General features: G+C 65.7%; 21 protein-coding genes. 5 read left to right on the top strand and 16 right to left on the bottom strand.

Annotated features, from left to right (window positions below):
• Nucleotides 1-20: 20 nt before the first annotated feature.
• The 5 genes from DMR_RS21360 to DMR_RS21340 form a co-directional block, all read right to left on the bottom strand.
• Entirely contained in the window at nucleotides 21-644 is a 624-nt protein-coding gene (locus DMR_RS21360; protein ID WP_015863129.1) for a tetratricopeptide repeat protein, read from the bottom strand.
• A gap of 169 nt (nucleotides 645-813) precedes the next feature.
• Nucleotides 814-1,077, bottom strand: a complete 264-nt coding sequence (locus DMR_RS21355; RefSeq protein WP_015863128.1) for an SHOCT domain-containing protein — start codon at nucleotides 1,075-1,077, stop codon at nucleotides 814-816.
• 66 nt (nucleotides 1,078-1,143) lie between these two features.
• Nucleotides 1,144-1,584: a periplasmic heavy metal sensor gene (locus DMR_RS21350; protein ID WP_015863127.1), complete on the bottom strand. Its 441-nt coding sequence runs from the start codon at nucleotides 1,582-1,584 to the stop codon at nucleotides 1,144-1,146.
• Nucleotides 1,585-1,854: 270 nt separating this feature from the next.
• Nucleotides 1,855-2,148, bottom strand: a complete 294-nt coding sequence (locus tag DMR_RS21345) for a hypothetical protein (protein WP_015863126.1) — start codon at nucleotides 2,146-2,148, stop codon at nucleotides 1,855-1,857.
• Nucleotides 2,145-3,596, bottom strand: a complete 1,452-nt coding sequence (locus DMR_RS21340) for a terminase family protein (protein ID WP_232502851.1) — start codon at nucleotides 3,594-3,596, stop codon at nucleotides 2,145-2,147. Before DMR_RS21340 ends, DMR_RS21345 begins: the two co-directional genes overlap by 4 nt.
• 118 nt (nucleotides 3,597-3,714) lie before the next feature.
• Between DMR_RS21340 and DMR_RS21335 the strand changes: the two genes are divergently transcribed.
• The 3 genes from DMR_RS21335 to DMR_RS21325 all read left to right on the top strand — a co-directional run bounded on the left by DMR_RS21335 (nucleotide 3,715) and on the right by DMR_RS21325 (nucleotide 5,258).
• A complete protein-coding gene (locus tag DMR_RS21335; RefSeq protein WP_015863124.1) occupies nucleotides 3,715-4,110 on the top strand; it encodes a hypothetical protein in 396 nt (131 codons plus the stop codon).
• Between the two features lie 105 nt (nucleotides 4,111-4,215).
• A complete protein-coding gene (locus tag DMR_RS21330) occupies nucleotides 4,216-4,488 on the top strand; it encodes a hypothetical protein (RefSeq protein ID WP_015863123.1) in 273 nt (90 codons plus the stop codon).
• 65 nt (nucleotides 4,489-4,553) lie between these two features.
• On the top strand, nucleotides 4,554-5,258 hold the full coding sequence (locus DMR_RS21325; protein WP_015863122.1) for a hypothetical protein: 705 nt from the start codon (nucleotides 4,554-4,556) through the stop codon (nucleotides 5,256-5,258).
• A 32-nt stretch (nucleotides 5,259-5,290) separates the two neighbouring features.
• Here the strand turns inward: DMR_RS21325 and DMR_RS24015 are convergent, their stop codons facing one another.
• From DMR_RS24015 to DMR_RS21305, 5 genes are all read right to left on the bottom strand, one after another.
• Nucleotides 5,291-5,983 carry a polymorphic toxin type 44 domain-containing protein gene (locus DMR_RS24015; RefSeq protein ID WP_081429661.1) on the bottom strand — a complete coding sequence of 231 codons (693 nt, stop codon included), beginning with the start codon at nucleotides 5,981-5,983 and terminating at the stop codon, nucleotides 5,291-5,293.
• A gap of 64 nt (nucleotides 5,984-6,047) precedes the next feature.
• Nucleotides 6,048-6,704, bottom strand: coding sequence for a terminase small subunit (locus tag DMR_RS21320; protein ID WP_148208502.1), 657 nt, complete (start codon nucleotides 6,702-6,704; stop codon nucleotides 6,048-6,050).
• 567 nt (nucleotides 6,705-7,271) lie between these two features.
• Nucleotides 7,272-7,541 (bottom strand): hypothetical protein, encoded by a 270-nt coding sequence (locus tag DMR_RS21315; protein ID WP_015863120.1) that lies wholly within the window; start codon nucleotides 7,539-7,541, stop codon nucleotides 7,272-7,274.
• A complete protein-coding gene (locus DMR_RS21310) occupies nucleotides 7,538-7,765 on the bottom strand; it encodes a hypothetical protein (RefSeq protein ID WP_015863119.1) in 228 nt (75 codons plus the stop codon). Before DMR_RS21310 ends, DMR_RS21315 begins: the two co-directional genes overlap by 4 nt.
• On the bottom strand, nucleotides 7,762-8,007 hold the full coding sequence (locus DMR_RS21305) for a hypothetical protein (RefSeq protein ID WP_015863118.1): 246 nt from the start codon (nucleotides 8,005-8,007) through the stop codon (nucleotides 7,762-7,764). Before DMR_RS21305 ends, DMR_RS21310 begins: the two co-directional genes overlap by 4 nt.
• A gap of 176 nt (nucleotides 8,008-8,183) precedes the next feature.
• Between DMR_RS21305 and DMR_RS21300 the strand changes: the two genes are divergently transcribed.
• Entirely contained in the window at nucleotides 8,184-8,534 is a 351-nt protein-coding gene (locus DMR_RS21300; RefSeq protein ID WP_015863117.1) for a hypothetical protein, read from the top strand.
• A gap of 215 nt (nucleotides 8,535-8,749) precedes the next feature.
• Nucleotides 8,750-10,381, top strand: coding sequence for a response regulator (locus DMR_RS21295; RefSeq protein ID WP_232502850.1), 1,632 nt, complete (start codon nucleotides 8,750-8,752; stop codon nucleotides 10,379-10,381).
• Between the two features lie 75 nt (nucleotides 10,382-10,456).
• On the opposite strand, the gene DMR_RS21290 is transcribed toward DMR_RS21295, so the two are convergent.
• From DMR_RS21290 to fliE, 6 genes are all read right to left on the bottom strand, one after another.
• Nucleotides 10,457-11,602: a pyridoxal phosphate-dependent aminotransferase gene (locus DMR_RS21290; RefSeq protein ID WP_015863115.1), complete on the bottom strand. Its 1,146-nt coding sequence runs from the start codon at nucleotides 11,600-11,602 to the stop codon at nucleotides 10,457-10,459.
• Between the two features lie 183 nt (nucleotides 11,603-11,785).
• On the bottom strand, nucleotides 11,786-13,111 hold the full coding sequence (locus DMR_RS21285) for a FliI/YscN family ATPase (protein ID WP_015863114.1): 1,326 nt from the start codon (nucleotides 13,109-13,111) through the stop codon (nucleotides 11,786-11,788).
• Complete coding sequence (locus tag DMR_RS21280) at nucleotides 13,098-13,961, bottom strand: FliH/SctL family protein (protein WP_015863113.1); 864 nt, start codon at nucleotides 13,959-13,961, stop codon at nucleotides 13,098-13,100. The genes DMR_RS21285 and DMR_RS21280 overlap by 14 nt, the downstream gene beginning before the upstream one ends.
• Nucleotides 13,948-14,949 (bottom strand): flagellar motor switch protein FliG, encoded by a 1,002-nt coding sequence (gene fliG / locus DMR_RS21275; RefSeq protein WP_015863112.1) that lies wholly within the window; start codon nucleotides 14,947-14,949, stop codon nucleotides 13,948-13,950. Before fliG ends, DMR_RS21280 begins: the two co-directional genes overlap by 14 nt.
• Before the next feature lie 6 nt (nucleotides 14,950-14,955).
• Nucleotides 14,956-16,599, bottom strand: a complete 1,644-nt coding sequence (gene fliF, locus DMR_RS21270; RefSeq protein ID WP_015863111.1) for a flagellar basal-body MS-ring/collar protein FliF — start codon at nucleotides 16,597-16,599, stop codon at nucleotides 14,956-14,958.
• 39 nt (nucleotides 16,600-16,638) lie between these two features.
• A complete protein-coding gene (gene fliE, locus DMR_RS21265; RefSeq protein WP_015863110.1) occupies nucleotides 16,639-16,965 on the bottom strand; it encodes a flagellar hook-basal body complex protein FliE in 327 nt (108 codons plus the stop codon).
• Nucleotides 16,966-16,971 lie beyond the last annotated feature (6 nt).

The raw sequence follows: 16,971 nt of genomic DNA, 5'->3' as shown, positions 1-16,971 counted from the left end.
AGACCAACCTCTCGCTCCCGCTACTGCGACAGCTCCTGGATGGCCTGGGCCACGGGCTTGTTGCCGGGCAGCACGGCCTGGGGGTTTTTCGCGGCCAGGGCTTTGAGCGCCGCCACCGCGCTGGCGCGGTCGTTCTTGTCGTGCTCCAGCACAATGCTCTTGTTGTAGCTGGCGATCACGTGGCCGGCGTTGATGGCCAGGGCCTTGTTGAAGCACTCCAGCGCCTTGTCGAACTTATTCACGTGGCGGTACATGACGCCCAGATCGGTGAGCACGTCGGGGTTGCCCGGCTCCAGGGTCAGCGACTTCTCATAGGCCGGGATGGCCTTTTCGGGCTGGTCGGTGTCGAAATAGAGATTGCCCAGCTCGGTCCAGGCGGCCACGTTGGCCGGTTCGAGCTGGGTCTGTTTTTCCAGGGCCTTGATGCGGTCGAGCAGGGCCGGCGAGGCCTGCTGCGCTTGCTGCTGCTGGGCTTGGGGCGGCGGCATTTGCTGCTGGGCTGCGGGCATGCCGCCTTTGGACGGGCTGTCCATCATGCCGCGAATGGTGAACCCCAGAAAGATGCCGGCCAGAAGGGCCAGTCCGGCCCCGAGGATGGCGGCGCTGCGACCTACCGTCGCCTCGCCGGATTTGTTGGTGCCCATGGGCGCTCCTTTGTGCTGCGTGGTGTCGTGGGGCCGGAACGGTAGCAACGTCGCCGGCAAAAGTCATCGGTTCAAAAGGCCCGAAGCGGCCACGGGGCCGCTTCGGGTTGGGGAAGGAGACAGAGGGTTGTCAACACGGGGGTACGTCTATGGAGTCAACAGGAACTGCCTATCTGTTCCCGTCGGTTGCCGGGGCGGCGACGATTTTGCGCAGCCGGTCGTAGTCTTCGGGGCTTATCGCCCCCTCGGCCAATCGCCGTCGCAGGATGTCCAGGGCGTCGTCGCGGTCGGCGGCCGCGCCGCGTCGCACCGCTTGCCGCCGTTTGTCGTTTCGGGTCCGGGCCAGACCCAGGACGACCACGGCGGCGAGGACAAGGAGCAGCATGGTCAGCCAACCGCCCGGGAAGAAGGGGAAGCCGGGGATCGTGCACATGGCTGCCTCAATGGGGTCGGCTTCGGGGCCGGACGGAGGACTCGCCCGGCCCCGAAGCGTTCGTCGTTATTGGCAGCCGCCGCCGTGGTAGCCGCCCATGCCGGGACAGCCGCCGCCGGCCACACCAGCGCCGACTTCCTTGGACACCTGGATGCGGAACTGGGTGCGCTCGGAGAGCAGCTTGGCCTGCAAGTCGCCGATCTGCTTGGTCACGGCGTCGATCTTGGCCTGGTCCGGGGTGGCAGCCACGGACAGGGCGTTGAGTTCGGCCATCTTGACGCCGAGGTCGGCGCGCAGCTGGGCGGTCTTGGCCGCGAAGGCGTCATGGAGCTTCTGGAAGGCCGCCTGCTTTTCCGGGCTGAGCTGTCCCCAGCCGCCGCCCATGCCGGGGCAGCTGCCCTGGCCGCCTTGGCCGCCGCCCATGCCGCCTCGGGCAAGAGCCAGGGAAGAAGTCAGCGCCAGGATGGCCAGAGCCGAGAGAACGATGTGAAGCGACTTTACGCGCATGAAAAATACCTCCGTAGGGTTGCCGGAAATGTCCGGCGTGGTCGGGTTCCGCTGGGCCGTTGCCCGTGGATGGTTTTCCCAATTGCAGCAGCCGTGCCAACATTGTTTTATCCATAAAATCAGCGTATTATCATATTCTTACCAAGAACGGCAGCCCTTGGTGGTTGTATGCATTGTGCCCAACCAGCAGGCGGCCAAGCCTGGCGGCGTATAGTTTCTATGCAGGCCGATTCAGTGCGAAAGAATGGTAATTCAGCGTGTTAGCCTGGTTTAGGGCGTCCCCTGGTCGGCATTGAACGGCCGCCGGGGCGCAAGTGTCTCGAAAATATCCACCATGGCCGGCCGACGATCCAGGGGCGTGGCGGTGATGGACGACGCGGACCAGGGATCGGCCTCTTCCAGGGGCGCGTTGGCCTCCGGGCGGGTCGGCCAGGTCGGATAGTCGAACATGGGCCGGCCGGCGCTCTCCCGGCCAAGCCGCCAGCCGAGCAGCACAAATCCCGCCGCCCCGGCCAGATGCAGGGCGACATCAAAGGCCAGCCACAAGATGACGGAATCGCTCATGGAACCTCCTCGTCGTTTGGGGGCGGGGCCAACACCGCGTCGATGAGCCGGGCCGCCGGCCGCTTGCCGGCCTCGTCCAGGCTGGTGGCCAGGGGCCGGGCCATGCAGGCGTGGCAGGCCTCGTCGTAGATATGGTCCTCGCCGGTGGTGTCGATGTCCTCGACGTTGCGCCGGTCGGCGGTGAGCAGCGGGATGGTGCGGATGAAATCGCGGCAGGTGTCGTAGACCTGCAGCATGGGCGGCCCGTCGTCCCGGGGGCGCAGGCGTTCGTGGAACTGCCGGATCTTATTTTTACGCGAGGGGTCGCCGGGGGAGAGGAAAACGCCGGCCCCGGCGAACACCTCGGCCGTGCTTGGTCCCTGGCCGCCGCCCCGGTAGTCGGGCTTTTTGGCGAAACAGTCCGGGCCGCAAAGCCGGGTGATCCGCCGGCCACCCAGGCCAAGGGCCTGCTCGCGCTCCAGGATGCCGGCGGCGATCTGCGGATCGGTCAGCCGCAGGCCCTGGTTGGCCGCGCCGCTGGCCCCGTACCATTCGCCCAGGCGGTAAAGCCGGCCGTCGGCGTCCACCCACCACCAGCCCACGGAAAACGGCGCGCCGTAGCCCCAGTCGAAGGTCATGTAAAGCGGCGCGTCGCCCGGGACCGGACGCGGCGGGATCACGTGGAGCCGGCGCTGGAAGGCGAACGCCTGGCCCATGAACACGTCCCAGTCGCCGTCGCGGTAGGCGGTGCGGTAGGGTTCGGGCAGGGCGTCCAGGCGGGCGGCGTAGCCCGGGTCGCGGGCCATGAGGATGGCGTTGTCGCTAAGCCGGCCCGGGATGTGGCAGCGCAGCATCCCGCCCTCGGCCGCCGGGGCGCGGCGGCACACGCCTGGCGGCGCGAAATCGACGAACCGGGCCTTGGCGAAGCCGTGGCCCACGCCGCCGGGGTTGGAGGCGCAGACAATGCCCGGAATCTTGTGGCGCAGTGCCGGCGGCACGTCGAGGGCGCAGCGCAGCCGGCCGCGCAGGTAGTCGTATTGCAACTCCGTGAAGCTCGTCAGTTCGTCGATGCACAGCAGATGGATCTCCACGCCCTGGTAGCGAAACACGTCGCTCTCGCGCTGGCAGCTGCAAAACAGCAGCATGGAGCCGTTGACAAATTCGAAGCGCTGCTTGGCCGCCCGAAACGTGCCGAGCTGCCGGGGAAACTGGGCCAGGGCCGGCAGGATATGGTTGCGCTCCAGCTCGGCCATGGTGCGCCGGAAGAGGTAGGCCCGAAGGCCTGGCAGGCGCAGGCAGGCGAGAAGCGCCTCGAAGCGCAGGGCGTGGCTTTTGCCCGGGCCGGCCGCGCCGCCGAAAAGAATCTCGTTGGCCGGGCAGGCATGGAGCCGGGCCTGGAGCGGCTGAGGCCGGTAGTCGATGGCCACCGCGCCGGGGGGAAGTGCCGAAATGCCGTCAATTGTCCGCAATGCCGGTTTCCTCATGCCGCGCTGCCCGGCGGCAAAGCCGTAATGATTGGAATTATTTTTGGCACGATTCAGGCTTGGACCGGGGCGGACGCGTCAGCCGCGTTCGGAGGAGTCCGCCATGCTGGTCTTGCCGCGCAAACGTCGTCTGGCCATCGCCCTGTTCGCCCTGGCGCTGTTGGCGCTGGCCGTGTGCGCCGTGCCGTCGTTGTCCCAGCCGGCCGCCGCAGGCTATGCCCGGTTGCTGCGTCGCCATGCCGCGCCGCCGCCCACGGCCGTGGCCGATTGCGCCGTGGCGGCCCTGGCGCTGCACGCCGGCAGCCCGGACGCGGCCATCCCCGACGCGGCCTTCGAAGCGCTGTCCGGCCGCTGCCGCCAGGCCGCGCGACCGTCTGCCCGTCAGTCCACGCCTGGCCCGCGGGAAGGCGACGACTGCGAACTCGGCGCGGTCGGCGCGGGGCACGCCGGAGACAAGGAGAAGTATTATTTGTCCTGGCGTTCGCCGTCAGGAGTGTGAGGCTTGTGGGCGCGTGGGAGGGGCCAGAAGTCATGATTTGCAAAGGATGCGCCTTGCCGCCTGCGGCGTCTTGACTTGAACCGGGAATGGATGCACGGGTGAGGCATGACCCTTCTTTTTGACGACTCGAAAAGGCTGGAAAAAGCCCTGGGCGAGGAAGCGGCCGGCGTCCTTATCAGCATCCTGGAAAAGCAGGATGAGGACGCCAAGCGCGAGATCGCCACCAAGCACGATTTGCGCGAAACGGAACTTCGTCTCCTGGCCGAGATGGCCAAGCTCAATGCCGACACCAAGGCGGATATTCTCAAATGGGTGGCCGCCATGTTGATCGGACAGGCCGCGCTGATCGCCGCTCTCATGAAGCTGTTTACCAAGTAGCAGCCCCGTGTTCGCCATCCCCAAGCGGCCATCAGGGCGATTGCCTCAAGGCAAAGCGCAGTGACATGGCGAAACTGCCGCCGTGGCTCACCCGCCTGCCCGGCGTCCGCCGGGGGCCGCCGCCTGCGCCGCTGACCGAAGCCGAGAAACAGGCCTGGGCCATCCGGCATTGCCGCCGCGTGTTGCTGTTCGTCCTGGCGCTTTGTCTGGCGGAAATCCCGTTTCGCTATTACGAGTTTACCGTTTTGGCCTTTCTTCCGGAGTCCTTGGCCGGTTGGACGCCGCCGCTGTTCACGATTGTGCTGGTCGCGACGTTTCTCTATGCGTTTTACCTCGCGGTTCGCTTTATCCGCCTGCCGTGGCTGCAAAGCGTTTATCCGCTCCTGGTCCTGTTGCTGGCGCATCTGCCCTTTGGCGGCGTCCGTCCCGACGCAACGAATCTCCATGCCTATCACGACTGGTTTCGTGAGGAGCGCGAGGCGGTTGTCCAAGCCTTTTGCGACAAGCAACTCTCTTTGCCGCCGCAGGAGACAAGGCATTATTATGTCTTGCCGCGCGAACTGCGGCATCTGTCTGTCGTGGGGGACGGCGCTTATCTGAAGTGCGACTGGAACCGGAATACGGCCGTATTCGCAACGCGCCACGGCTTTTTGGGCTACTGGGAGGGCTTGGTGTACAGTTCGGACGGCGCGTATCCCGATGACGACGCCTTCGAGAAGCCCATCCAGGTCGAGATATTGGGACAGGGGTGGTTTTATGTTCGTCAGTGACTTGCAGGGAGATATTTTTTCTTGTATCTCGTCTAGTCTGTCATATTAATGAGATTTTTTGCGATGATGCTTCCTCCTGGGAAATTGCTTGTTATTGTGTTTGATGCTGCTCGCATTATAGATTCTTTAGATGTTTCCGTGCCCATGTATCTATTGCTGTAGACTTCTTTGTAGTATTGGAATCCGAATTTTTTCATTTTTTGATCCTTGGCATCGTCTCCATATGGTGGCCCTTGGAACGATGTGCCATATGCTAGAATGCTTTTTAATAATTCTCCCTGAGATCGAAGTTTCTGGGCGACGTTTGTGTGAATATGATAAAATCCTGCTGCGCGTAACGCCCATTCTTCTTTGAACCCGAAAGCTAAAGCTGTCGCTCCGTAATTAAAATTTCCAAAGTCTTCGTATTTTTTATCCTTAGTTTTGTAATCCCATGGTTTGTTCTTTGCGACCATGCTAACAAACCAAAGAGGATCGAAGGTTTCTCTAGCCTGTTTGATGTTGGCATCTATGCTGGTGCCAGGAGGTGACGCCGGGATGTATAGCCTTGTCGAGAGAGGGTCATCCTTCACGTCAATATTCGATTTATCAAAAAAACTTCCACTCTTAATTTGTTCAAATTTGTTTAAGATCGCATGGAAACTCGCCAGTTCTACTTTAGTTTCAAATTCCATCTGCTCCCAGCGAAGCCTCTGCTCCGGAGTGCCGTAATCGCTGCTGCCCATGTCGTGTCCTCCGCTCCCCTCGCGATGGGGCGTTTCATGTTGCTCTGACCGCTACCCCTCCCGCCTACTCCCCCGGGCCGTCCTCCGGCTCCTCCGGCGGCGGCGCGTCCGGAAACGGAACCCAGGTGACCACCGTCAGCGGCCGCGCCCCCTCCCCGGACGCCGCGTCCGGCCCGGCGTCGCCGCGCCCGGCCCCCTTGCCGCCGCCCTCGCGCGCCCCCAAGTGCCGCGCCAAGGCGGCCAGCGCCGGCTGCTTGCCGAAAAGCTTCACCCGCACCCCCTTGCCCGGCGTCTCCACAATCTCCGACACGCAGGCCGCCTGATCCTCGGTCAGCTCCTCCGACGGCCGCAGCCGCACGCAGCCGTCCCCCCAACTGGCGAAATCCCGCATGTCGGCAAAAGCCAGCCGCGCCAGCTCCAACACCACCCGGTCCTGACTCACCCCCAGCCGGTCGCTGCGCGCCGCCATGGCCGCCTCCAGCGCCCGCCGCACATGGGGCAGCGCCCGCAGCCGCGTCCCGGCCTGCCTGGCGCTGCGCGCGCTGTAGCCCGCCCGACCGGCCGCCAAGGTGGCGTTGCAGTCCACCAGATACTCCTCCACAAACCGCCGCTGCTGGTCCGTCAACGCCGGTTCGCCAACAACAGGGGGAGCAGCAGAGGAGATGGACGTGGCAGAAGAGGCGGAAGGGGAGGCGGAAGGGGACGTGGCGTTGTCGGACATGGCGACGGCTCCGTGGCGCAAGGCGGCCTGGTTGGCAGGCGGACGGCGAGATTGGTGAACAAAGACAAATACGAAGAGGCCTCCGGCGGCCAAAGGGGGTGACCCCCTTTGGAAACCCCGAATGGGCGCGGACGGGGAAGGGCGTGCTGCGGCGTGAGGTTGGGCGGGAAGACCGCCTGGCGGCGTGCGCCAAGGCGCTGGCGGCTGCGCCGCGTGGGGCATTGGAATTTCCGGGCCGTCGATGCGCCCGGCTGCCGCCGGGTGCTCGACGGCCCGGAAATTCCAACGCCCCGGTTCGCCCGGGAAAGGCAGGAAGCATGAAGAGAACGAGAGATTGCGCCCTTGCCCGATACCCGGCTTGGGGGTCCGGGGGACTAAGTCCCCCGGCGGGCGCGGGCAGAGCCCGCTCTTCGTCTTCCCTCTTCCCTCTTCCCTCTTCCCTCTTGCCTAGTGCAGCCGGCGCGAGGGACCGGACCAGTGCCACAGGGCGAGGATATCGGCCAGGGTGAGGTGGGGATTGAGGGCCAGGAGTTTGTCGAGGGACATGGTGCGGCTCCTTGGGGGTGGTTAGGCGGCCAGATCGCGCTCTTCGAGAATGACGAGGCGGGTGGCGTGGTTGTCGAGGCGTTCGGCCAGGCGCAGGGTTTCCTCGCGGGTGGGGTAGCCCTTGGCCAGTTCCAGGCGGCAGTCGATCTGGGCCTTTTCGTAGGCCCGCATCCGTTCTTCGAGCTTGTCGATGGCCCGGGCCACGTCATTGATCCATTTGCGGGCGAAAAACAGGGCCATGCCGACGAGCAGCGAACTCCAGGCCGGCAGCACCAGGGCGTCGGGATTCATGTCCGGGGCTCCGTGGGCGTTTGGGGTTTGGCCAGCAGCGGCAGGGCTTTTTCGGCCAGATCGATGCCGGCCTGGGAGCCGATGGCCGTGAGCGCAATGTCGGTGATGGCCTGGATCTCGTCCGGGGTCAGCCCCAGGCTGTACTTGCGGCTAAGGGCCACGGCGGCGATGGCCAGGCCGGCGGCCCAGAGCTTGCGCGAGGCGGCGGGGGACGCGGCGTTCATGCCCAGCCCGCCTCGGGCAAGGGCTTTGAGGCCAGCCCCCGGCAGAAGGGACAGGCCGGACCGCCGCCAAAGGCTAGGCGGCTGGCCGAGCCGGTAAAAACGGTGCCGCAGTCCGGGCAATTGCGATGCACCTTGTCCGCGACGTAGCACAATGTGCCGTCTTCGCTGAAAGTGGTGTAGTGGGACAGGACCGCGTTTCGCAGGTCGGCCGGCATGGCCGGCAGGGCCGAATGCGTGTTCATGTTGCACCATCCTTGGTTCCAGAAAGACCATGGAAGGCGGACACGTACCAGTCAGTCTATGTCATAAATCTTTTAATTAGTATTGGCGAATAGTTGTGTCGGTTGGTAAATCGCTTTACACGAAGCCGGCTGTTGGGCAGAGTGTTACGCTGCAACCCTTAACGATTGGAGCGGTCATGGCGGTGCGGACGAGTCTTTTGGCGGCGGTGTTGTTGATGCTTCTGGCGGGCTGCGCCGGGCAGGGCGGCGGGCTGGGCGGCGACAAGCCGCCGGTGATGACGGTGACGGACTATTACGAATATTGTTCGGCCTTGCCCGGGCCAAACGCCTGTCTTTCCGATCCCATCTGCAACCGGTTCAAGCAGGAACTCAGTCAGCCGCCGACGGAGTTGTCGGCCTGTCTGACCATGTGCCGCAAGACCGGCGACGCCTTGTACGTGGCCAATCTGACCAACGGCTGCGCCGGCATCCTGGATCGGGCCATCGATTTGTGCGACCAGTTCTGCCGGCGGCGTGACCGGTCGTAGCCGTTTTTTTCAAGGCCCGTGTTGCGATGGGCCGCCCTTGGGAGTAGGCTCGACGGTACGACAACCCGTTCGCATCGAAGCGTTGGAACGGCGAGGGTTAAATGGCCGGAGACGAAACACGCGCGCCGGATGCAGCGGCAGGCGGCCAACAGGAGGGCGGGAGTCCTCTGGAGAGTTCCTGCGCGAATCAGGCCTCGTCCCGGAACCCGGATGAGGTGGCCAGCCAAGCCGTAGCGGCGCAGGCGCCTCGTCCGACCCTGGCCCAGGCCCTTCGCGAGATGGAGACCATCTTCGAAAACGCCCTGGTCGGCATGGTGCTGGCCCGGGACAACCGGTTCGTCAAGATCAACGCCCGGGGCGCGGAGCTGCTGGGCTGTCCGGGCGAGCAACTCATCGGCCGCACGGCCGAGGCGCTGTTCGATGCTCCCGAGGCCTATCAGGCCTTCGTGCGCCAGGCCTATGACGACATGCGCCAGCACGGCCTGCATGTCGGCGAGCACCAATTCCTGCGCCCCGACGGCACGCGCCTGACCCTTCGCACCGCCGCGCGGCAGATCAGCCCGGGCAACGCGGCCGAGGGCGTGGTCTGGGCTTTTGACGACATCACCGACCAGAAGCGCCTGGCCGAGGAACTGCTGGCCTCCAAGCGCGCGGCCGAGGCGGCCAGCCGGGCCAAGACCCAGTTTCTGGCCAACATCAGCCACGAACTGCGCACCCCCCTAAACGGCATCCTCGGCATTGCCCAGCTCCTGCTCGACAAGGGCGGCGACGAGGAGACCCGGGAGTATCTGGGCGTCATCCGCCAGTCGGCGGCCACGCTGACCAACATCGTGGGCGAGCTGCTCGATCTCTCCAACGTCGAGGCCGGCCGGCTGCGCCTGGCCCCCCGCGAGTTCGAGCTGGCCGCCGAACTCACGCCCCTTTTGCGCAATTTCATGGCCCAAAGTTTGCCGCGTTCGTTTGAGTTTTCCTACTTTTTCGACCCGGGCCTGCCCGAGCGGATCATCGGCGACGCCAACCGCATCAAGCAGATTCTTATTAATCTGGTGGGCAACGCCTTCAAGTACACCCGCCGGGGCCACGTGACGGTGCGCGTCGCGCCGGGGGGCGAGGCCGCCGGCCCGGGGGCGGAGGGCTTTGCCGCGCCCGAGGGACGCGCGCGGCTGCGTCTGGTGGTGGAAGATACCGGCATCGGCATCGAGCCGGGTCGGGAGCGGTCCATCTTCGAGCCTTTCGGCATCGGCGAGGATTACCTGACCAAGAAGTACAGCGGAGCCGGCCTGGGCTTGGCCATCGCCCGCCGGCTGGCCCGGATGATGGGCGGCGACGTGACGTTTGTGTCCGAGCCGGGCCGAGGCAGCACGTTTACGGCCACCCTGGAATGCGGCCTGCCGCTCCCGGCGCAAAAGCCGCGTCGGAGTCGGCCGGCGCGTCGCGGCCCGGAGAGCGAAAAGGCGGCGGAAACGAGCGGCGGGCTGCGCATTCTTCTGGCCGAGGACGAGCCGGTCAACCGCATTTTCACGGTGCGCGCGCTGCAAAAGCTCGGCCATGCCGTGGACGCGGCGGCCGACGGCCGCGAGGCCCTGGCCATGCTGGAGCGCGGCGCTTACGATCTGGTGCTCATGGACATTCAGATGCCGCGCCTAAACGGCCTGGAGGCCACCCGGCGCATCCGCTCGGGCCAGGTGGAGGGCGTCCCCCCGACCATGCCGGTGGTGGCGCTGACGGCCTACGCCATGGAGGGCGACCGCCAAAAGGGCCTGGAGGCGGGCATGGACGAGTACGTAACCAAGCCTTTCGAGCCGGCCGAGCTGACGGCGGCCATGGAGCGGGCCCTGGCCAAGTAGGGGCAGGCCTCCTGCGGCAAAACGAAAAAAACCGGCCCATGAGCCGGTTTTTTTCATGGCCGCGCCGGAGGTGTTTTACCGGCAATGGTCGGTGATGTACCGCTCCAGCCGGGCCAGGCCTTCCTCGATGTTTTCCAGGGAGTTGGCGTAGGAAAACCGCAGATGTCCCTCGCCGCCCGGGCCGAAGTCGATGCCCGGGGTGACGCCCACGTGGGCTTTTTCCAGGATGTCGTAGGCCAGGGCCAGGGAGTTGGGGTGCAGGTGATCGGCCCGCACGAACACGTAAAACGCGCCGGTGGGCTCCACGCGCGGCGAAAGCCCCAGGCGCGACAGGCCGGCCAAAAGGACCTTGCGCCGGGCGTCGTAAGTCTGGCGCATGACCTCGGCCGCGGCCAGCCCGTCCGGGGACAGCGCGGCCAGCCCGGCCCATTGGGCCACGGACGAGGCGCAGATGAACAGGTTTTGCTGAAGCTTTTGCAAAAGCGGCATGAGCGACGGCGGCGCGATGAGATAGCCCAGGCGCAGCCCGGTCATGGCGAAGCGCTTGGAAAAGCCGTTTAACACCAGAGCGTCGTCGGAAAACTGCAGGGCGCTGCGGGCCGGGCCGGCGTAGGTCAGTCCGTGGTAGATTTCGTCGGACACCACCGGCGCGCCGCAGGCGCAGGCGGTCTCCAAGGCGGCCTCGGACAGCAGCGTGCCGGTGGGGTTGGCCGGGGAATTGAGCAGGATGGCGGCGGTGTCCTCGCTGACCGACTCCCAGATACGCTCCGGCGTCCACTGGAAGCCGTCTTCTTCGTCCACGGCCACATAACGCGGCGTCAGTCCGGTAAAGCGCAGGAAATTGGGGTAGCAGGCATAGGCCGGATCGGTGAGCAGCATGTGCTTGCCCGGCCGGGCCAGGACGCCGAAGGCCAGCAGCATGGCCGGCGAGGTGCCGCCGGCGACCAGAATCCGCTCCGGACTGATCTTCACGCCGTATTCGTCGGCGTAAAGGGCGCACAGGGCCTCGCGCAGCTCAAGGATGCCCAGGCTGTGGGTGTAGTGGGTGCGCCCCTCGGCCACGGCCTTTTGCGCCGCGTCCTTGACGCACTCGGGAATGTCGAAATCTGGTTCGCCGATCTCCAGGTGGATGACGCGGTGGCCCGCCGCCTCGATGGCCTGGGCGCGTTCGAGGATGTCCATGACGAGAAACGAGGTGATGTCCTTGCAGGCGGGGTTCATGGCAGTGGTCCGGTTGGTGGTTGAGGCGCGTTCCCGAACGCTTGGCGCGCAGCCGGCCGTTGTTGGCCACGGCCGCGCCGGTTTCGGCCGCATCCAGGCCGGTGAGGAAAAAAGGCGTCGGGGCAGGAAGATGTAGCCCGGGGGCGGGCGGCAGGCAAGGACGGCGGGCGGCGGAAGCCGAAATTACTTCTTGCCGATCAGGGCGATGACGGCCTGGAAGCACTCTTCCAGGCTTTGCCGTTCGGCCACGTCCTGGCGCAGGAAGGTGTTGATGGGGCCGATCATGTCGATGGCTCGGTCGATTTCCGGGTTGGCCCCCCGGGCGTAGGCCCCGATGTTGACCATGTCTTCCACGCGCCGGTAGGTGGCCAGCAGCCGGATGAGCTCGCGCGAGGCGGCAAGGGCGTCTTTGGGCGTCACGTCGGAGCGCAGACGGCTGATGCTTCGCAGCACGTCGATGGCCGGGAAATGCCCCTGGTCGGCCAGGTCGCGGGTCAGGACGATATGCCCGTCAAGGATGGAGCGCACGCTGTCGGCGATGGGTTCGTTGAAATCGTCGCCGTCGACCAGCACGGTGTAGATGCCGGTGATGCTGCCGAGGCCATTGCGGCCGGCCCGCTCCAGGAGCTTGGGCAGCTGGGCGAAGACCGAGGGCGTATAGCCGCGCGTGGTCGGCGGTTCGCCGGCAGCCAGACCGACCTCGCGGCCGGCCATGGCAAAGCGGGTGACGGAGTCCATCATGAGGATGACGTCGTTGCCTTCGTCGCGGAAAAATTCGGCCATGGCCGTGGCGGCGTAGGCGGCCCGCATACGGATGAGCGGACTCTGGTCCGAGGTGGCCACCACCACCACCGACCGGGCCATGCCCTCGGGGCCGAGGTCCTTTTCAATAAATTCCCGCAGCTCGCGGCCGCGTTCGCCCACAAGCCCAATGACGTTGACGTCGGCCACGGTGTTGCGGGCGATCATGCCCATGAGCGTGGATTTGCCCACGCCCGAACCGGCCATGATGCCCACGCGCTGGCCTTTGCCCAGCGTCAGGCAGCCGTTGATGGCCCGCACGCCCACATCCATGGGGTCGCAGATGCGCGGCCGGTCCATGGGCGAGGGGGCCGGGGCGAAAATGGGATTGAAGCGGCGCGGCACGACGGGATCGCCGTTGTCGATGGGGTTGCCGAAGGCGTCGATGACCCGGCCGAGGTAGCGTCGGCCCACCGGAAACAGCGGCGGCGTGCTGGTGTTGCGGATAAGGGTCCCGGGTGCAATGCCGCGCAGGTCGCCGTAGGGCATGAACAGACACGCCCCGTCGCGAAAGCCCACCACCTCGGCCGGCACTTCCGTGCCCGGGGCTTCGCCCTGGGGCAGCATGTGGCACACCGACCCCACCGGCGCGCGGATGCCGCGCCCCTCGGCGATAAGCCCCACGACCTTGGAGACCTTGCCGTAGGTCTTCATGGGCTGCATGGCCGACAGCAGGGAAATGGCCCCGGCGGCGTCAACCGTGGGCATGGCCGTCTCCGGGCGCTCCCGGCGTCAGGTCGCCGGCCGGGGCGGTGTCGGGGGCCGCGTCGCCGCCTTCGCCCGGAGCCGGGGCGGCGGCCAGATGGGCGAAAATCGCTTCGACTTCGGCAAACCGGCTGGCGATGGTGTTGTCCACCAGGCCTTCGGGGTATTCGAGATAGAGGCTGCCGGGAATGAGCCCGGGATTGACGCGTACGGACACCCGGGCCAGGGCCGGGCGTTCGGCCTTGGCCCGCGTGAGCAGTTCGCGCAGGAGGGGTTCGTCCTCGGGGTGGACGGTGAGGGTGGGTTCGGCCTTGGCGTCGATGGCTTCCAGGGCTTCGTGCAGCAGGGCCGCCAGGATCTCTTCGCGCCGGGCGTCGATGGCCACGTTGACGGTGCGCTCCACGGCCAGGCGCAGCAGCGTCAGAAATTCGTCGCGCTGCAGATCCCACACCCGGGCGCGCTCGCCGGTCAGGGCCTCGGCCATGGCCCCGAAAGAGCCGGCCAGATGGGCCAGGGTTGCTTCATATTCGGCGGCGGCGGCGGCGGCGGCTTCGGCGGCGGCCGCGTCGGCGTCGGCCCGGCCCTGGGCGTGGCCGGCGGCGTAGCCTTCCTGGCGGGCCGTCTCGCGCAGGCGCTCGGCCTCGGCCATGGCCTCGGCGAGGATGGTCTGGGCCTTGGCCGTGGCCTTGGCCCGCAGGCGTTCCCAGAATCGGAGCTCGACCTTTTCGAGTTCCTCGGGGGAGCGGTGGGCTTCCAGCTCGGCCACGGTGGTCTCGCCCGGGCCGGCCAGGCCCGGCCCGAGGATGACCCGGCCGGTGAGGACGCTTGCCGCCTCTTCGTCAGACAAAGACATCGCCGCCTCCGCGGCCTATGGCGATCTTGCCCTCGGCCTCCAGGCGCCGCACGGTCTTGACCACGTTTTGCTGGGCGCCTTCGACCTCGGCCAGGCGGATGGGACCCATGATCTCCAGGTCTTCCTGGATCATGTTGGCGGCGCGCTCGGAAAGGTTGCGGAAGAACTTGTCCCGCAGCTCCTCGGAAGCGCCCTTTAAGGCCTGGGTGAGCTCCTCGTTGGAGACTTCCTTGAGCAGTTCGCGGATGGCCCGGTCGTCCAGGGCCTTGATGTCCTCGAAGACGAACATGAGGTTGCGGATGTCTTCGGCCGTCTGGGCGGATTCTTCCTCGATCTCGGAGAGGACTTCCTCTTCGGTGGCCCGGTCCACGGCATTGAGGATTTCGGCCACGGCGGTGATGCCGCCGACCTTCTTGCCTTCCTTGCCGCCCATGGCGATGAGCTGGTTTTGCAGCACCTTGTCCACTTCCATGAGCATGTCCTCGGCCACGGCTTCGAGCTTGGACAAGCGCATGAGCACCTCGGCGCGCACGCCCGAGGGCAGGTTCTGCAGCAGTTCGGCGGCCTGCTCGGGGTGCAGGTGGCCAAGGATCAGGGCCAGGGTCTGGGGATGCTCGTTGCGCAGGATCTGGGCCAGGATGCGCGGCGAGACGTTGCCCAGTTCCTGGAACGGGGTCGGGCCGGTGTCGAGCTCCAGGGTTTCCATGATGTACTTGGCCGTGTCCGAGTCCAGGGTCTTGGAGAGCAGCCGGCGCACCTGGTCCGCGCCGCCCGTGACCATGTCGCGTCCGGTCTGGAGGGCGTCGTTGAACTCGTGGACCACTTCCTCGACCTGTTCCTTGGGCACGGTTTCGATGTCCAACATGGCCTTGGAGATGGCGGCGATTTCGCGCCGATCCAGGCGTTTGAACACCTCCCCGGCGAACTTTTCGCCCAGGGCCAGACAGAGAACGGCGGTCTTTTGCGGACCGGACATCATGGCGGGCATGGGGGATTAGGCCTCCTGCTTAAGCCAGCTCTTGAGCAGCGAGATGGACTGCTCCATGTTTTCTTCGAACAGTTGCAAGGCCAGGTGCTTGGCCAGCTCGAACTGGCGGCCGGGTTCCAGCATGGCCGCCGCCTCTTCGCTTTCCACGGCCTCGGCCAGGGCCAGCCGGGCTTCGCCTTCGGGCAGTCTTTCCAAGGTTTCGATCTCCTCTTCGGTGACCCGCGGACGAATGAGCGCCAGCACCACCGGCCGCACGACCAGGATGAGGAACAGGAAGATGAGCAGGCCGTTGATGAAGGGCTTGCCCAGCCGCTGGGCGTATTCCAGCATGGTCTGCACCAGGCTCGGCTCGGCCGATCCGTCCGGCGCGCCGAACTCGAAGCTCGACACCTGGATCTCGTCGCCGCGCGCCGCGTCCAGGCCGGCGGCCCGGGCCACGATCTGCTTGATGCGTTCCAGTTCCTCGGCCGAGCGGGGCACGAACTTCCAGTTCTTGGTCCCCTCGACCTTCTCATAGGTCCCGTCCACGATAACCGCTATGGACTGGCGCTTCAAGTCGCCAACGGGGGTGACGACGTTTTGCTCTTCCTTGTTGATCTCGTAGTTGGTGGTCTTGTTTTCCCGGTTGGACTTCTGAGTGGACTCGGTGCCGGAATAGCCTTCGCCCCGGAAATTGGTGTTGGGCACGGCCTGTCCGCCGCCGCGCGGGGTGGTGGTGACGCCCGAGGCGTCCACGGCCGCCGTGCCGGAGGTGGATTCCTCGCTTTTCTGTTCGCTGCGCACCACGGTGGCGTTGGGGTCGTAGAGTTCCTTGCGGATGGTGCGCTGGGCAAAGTCGAGCTCGGCGTTGACCTTGGCCAGGGAGCGCCCCGGGCCGAGGATGGGGGTGAGTATCTGTTCGAGGCGGTTTTCGAGGTTGGATTCGAAGGTGTTCTTGTATTCGAACTGGGTAGTGGTCAGACCGTCGAGGCCGCCGTCGCCGCGCGGCTGATACAGGGACTGGCCGGCGGTGTCGGTGACGGTGATGTGGTCGGGGGTAAGGCCTTCCACGGACATGGCCACGAGGTTGACGATGCCCTGGAGCTGCTTGGCGTCAAGTTTTTGGCCCTTGCGCAGGGTCAGCACCACCGAGGCGGTGGCCTTTTTCTGCTCTTCGATAAAAAGGCTCTTGTGGGGCAGCACCAAGTGGACGCGGGCCTTTTCGACCTGGGGAAATTCGGAAATGGTGCGGGCCAGTTCGCCTTGCAGCGCCCGGGTGTAGTTGATGCGCTGGACGAAGTCGGTCTGGCCGACCTTGAGTTCGTCAAACAGTTCGAAGCCGATGCCCTGGCCGCGCATGACGCCTTCGCCGGCCACCTTGAGGCGCTGCTCGTAGACGGCCTCGGCCGGTACCAGCACGGTGGCCCCGTTGTCGCGCAGTTCGTAGGGGGTCTTGGAAGCCTTGAGGAGCTCCACCACCCGGGAGGCGTCTTCCTGGGGCATGTTGGTGTAGAGTACGCGCATGTCGGGCTGGTTGAGAATAAACAGCATGACCACGAAGGCGGCGACCAGGGAAGCGGCCAGTCCGGCCAGCATGATGCGCTGGGCGGCGGAACGGTTGGACCAGTACTGGATGAGCTTCTCGAAGTTTTGCTTGAGGAAGTCGGGCATGGCGGGTCTCCTGGCGGTCTTCGTTTACGGTCGCGCGGGCTAGAACTGGATCTTGACGAGTTCGCGGTAGGCCTCGATGACCTTGCCGCGCACGGCCGTGGTCATCTGCATGGCGGAGCTGGCCTTTTGCAGATTGATCATGAGTTCATGGACGTTTTGGGTCTGGCCCGAGGCAAAGGACTCGACCATGGCGTCCTTGCCGTTTTGCATGTCGTTGACGCGCTTGACGGAGTCGGTGAGCATCTGGCCGAACCCTTCGGCCGGCGCGGCCGGCTTGGCCAGGGAGCGTGACACCTTGGCTTCGATGGCCCCGGACTGGGACAGGGCGTTCTGGTAGGCGGCGAGGGCGAGGGAAGGGATGGCCATGACGCT

Source organism: Solidesulfovibrio magneticus RS-1 (assembly GCF_000010665.1).
Classification (GTDB): domain Bacteria; phylum Desulfobacterota; class Desulfovibrionia; order Desulfovibrionales; family Desulfovibrionaceae; genus Solidesulfovibrio; species Solidesulfovibrio magneticus.
Note: the sequence above shows the minus strand (reverse complement) of the source record. Positions and strands in the feature narration are given on the sequence as shown.

Bases quoted from the DNA above. Each gene is read 5' to 3' on its own strand.
- DMR_RS21360 (WP_015863129.1), bottom strand. From the start codon at position 644: ATGGGCACCAACAAATCCGGCGAGGCGACGGTAGGTCGCAGCGCCGCC.
- DMR_RS21355 (WP_015863128.1), bottom strand. From the start codon at position 1,077: ATGTGCACGATCCCCGGCTTCCCCTTCTTCCCGGGCGGTTGGCTGACC.
- DMR_RS21350 (WP_015863127.1), bottom strand. From the start codon at position 1,584: ATGCGCGTAAAGTCGCTTCACATCGTTCTCTCGGCTCTGGCCATCCTG.
- DMR_RS21345 (WP_015863126.1), bottom strand. From the start codon at position 2,148: ATGAGCGATTCCGTCATCTTGTGGCTGGCCTTTGATGTCGCCCTGCAT.
- DMR_RS21335 (WP_015863124.1), top strand. From the start codon at position 3,715: ATGCTGGTCTTGCCGCGCAAACGTCGTCTGGCCATCGCCCTGTTCGCC.
- DMR_RS21330 (WP_015863123.1), top strand. From the start codon at position 4,216: ATGACCCTTCTTTTTGACGACTCGAAAAGGCTGGAAAAAGCCCTGGGC.
- DMR_RS21325 (WP_015863122.1), top strand. From the start codon at position 4,554: ATGGCGAAACTGCCGCCGTGGCTCACCCGCCTGCCCGGCGTCCGCCGG.
- DMR_RS24015 (WP_081429661.1), bottom strand. From the start codon at position 5,983: ATGGGCAGCAGCGATTACGGCACTCCGGAGCAGAGGCTTCGCTGGGAG.
- DMR_RS21320 (WP_148208502.1), bottom strand. From the start codon at position 6,704: ATGTCCGACAACGCCACGTCCCCTTCCGCCTCCCCTTCCGCCTCTTCT.
- DMR_RS21315 (WP_015863120.1), bottom strand. From the start codon at position 7,541: ATGAATCCCGACGCCCTGGTGCTGCCGGCCTGGAGTTCGCTGCTCGTC.
- DMR_RS21310 (WP_015863119.1), bottom strand. From the start codon at position 7,765: ATGAACGCCGCGTCCCCCGCCGCCTCGCGCAAGCTCTGGGCCGCCGGC.
- DMR_RS21305 (WP_015863118.1), bottom strand. From the start codon at position 8,007: ATGAACACGCATTCGGCCCTGCCGGCCATGCCGGCCGACCTGCGAAAC.
- DMR_RS21300 (WP_015863117.1), top strand. From the start codon at position 8,184: ATGGCGGTGCGGACGAGTCTTTTGGCGGCGGTGTTGTTGATGCTTCTG.
- DMR_RS21290 (WP_015863115.1), bottom strand. From the start codon at position 11,602: ATGAACCCCGCCTGCAAGGACATCACCTCGTTTCTCGTCATGGACATC.
- DMR_RS21285 (WP_015863114.1), bottom strand. From the start codon at position 13,111: ATGCCCACGGTTGACGCCGCCGGGGCCATTTCCCTGCTGTCGGCCATG.
- DMR_RS21280 (WP_015863113.1), bottom strand. From the start codon at position 13,961: ATGTCTTTGTCTGACGAAGAGGCGGCAAGCGTCCTCACCGGCCGGGTC.
- fliG (WP_015863112.1), bottom strand. From the start codon at position 14,949: ATGCCCGCCATGATGTCCGGTCCGCAAAAGACCGCCGTTCTCTGTCTG.
- fliF (WP_015863111.1), bottom strand. From the start codon at position 16,599: ATGCCCGACTTCCTCAAGCAAAACTTCGAGAAGCTCATCCAGTACTGG.
- fliE (WP_015863110.1), bottom strand. From the start codon at position 16,965: ATGGCCATCCCTTCCCTCGCCCTCGCCGCCTACCAGAACGCCCTGTCC.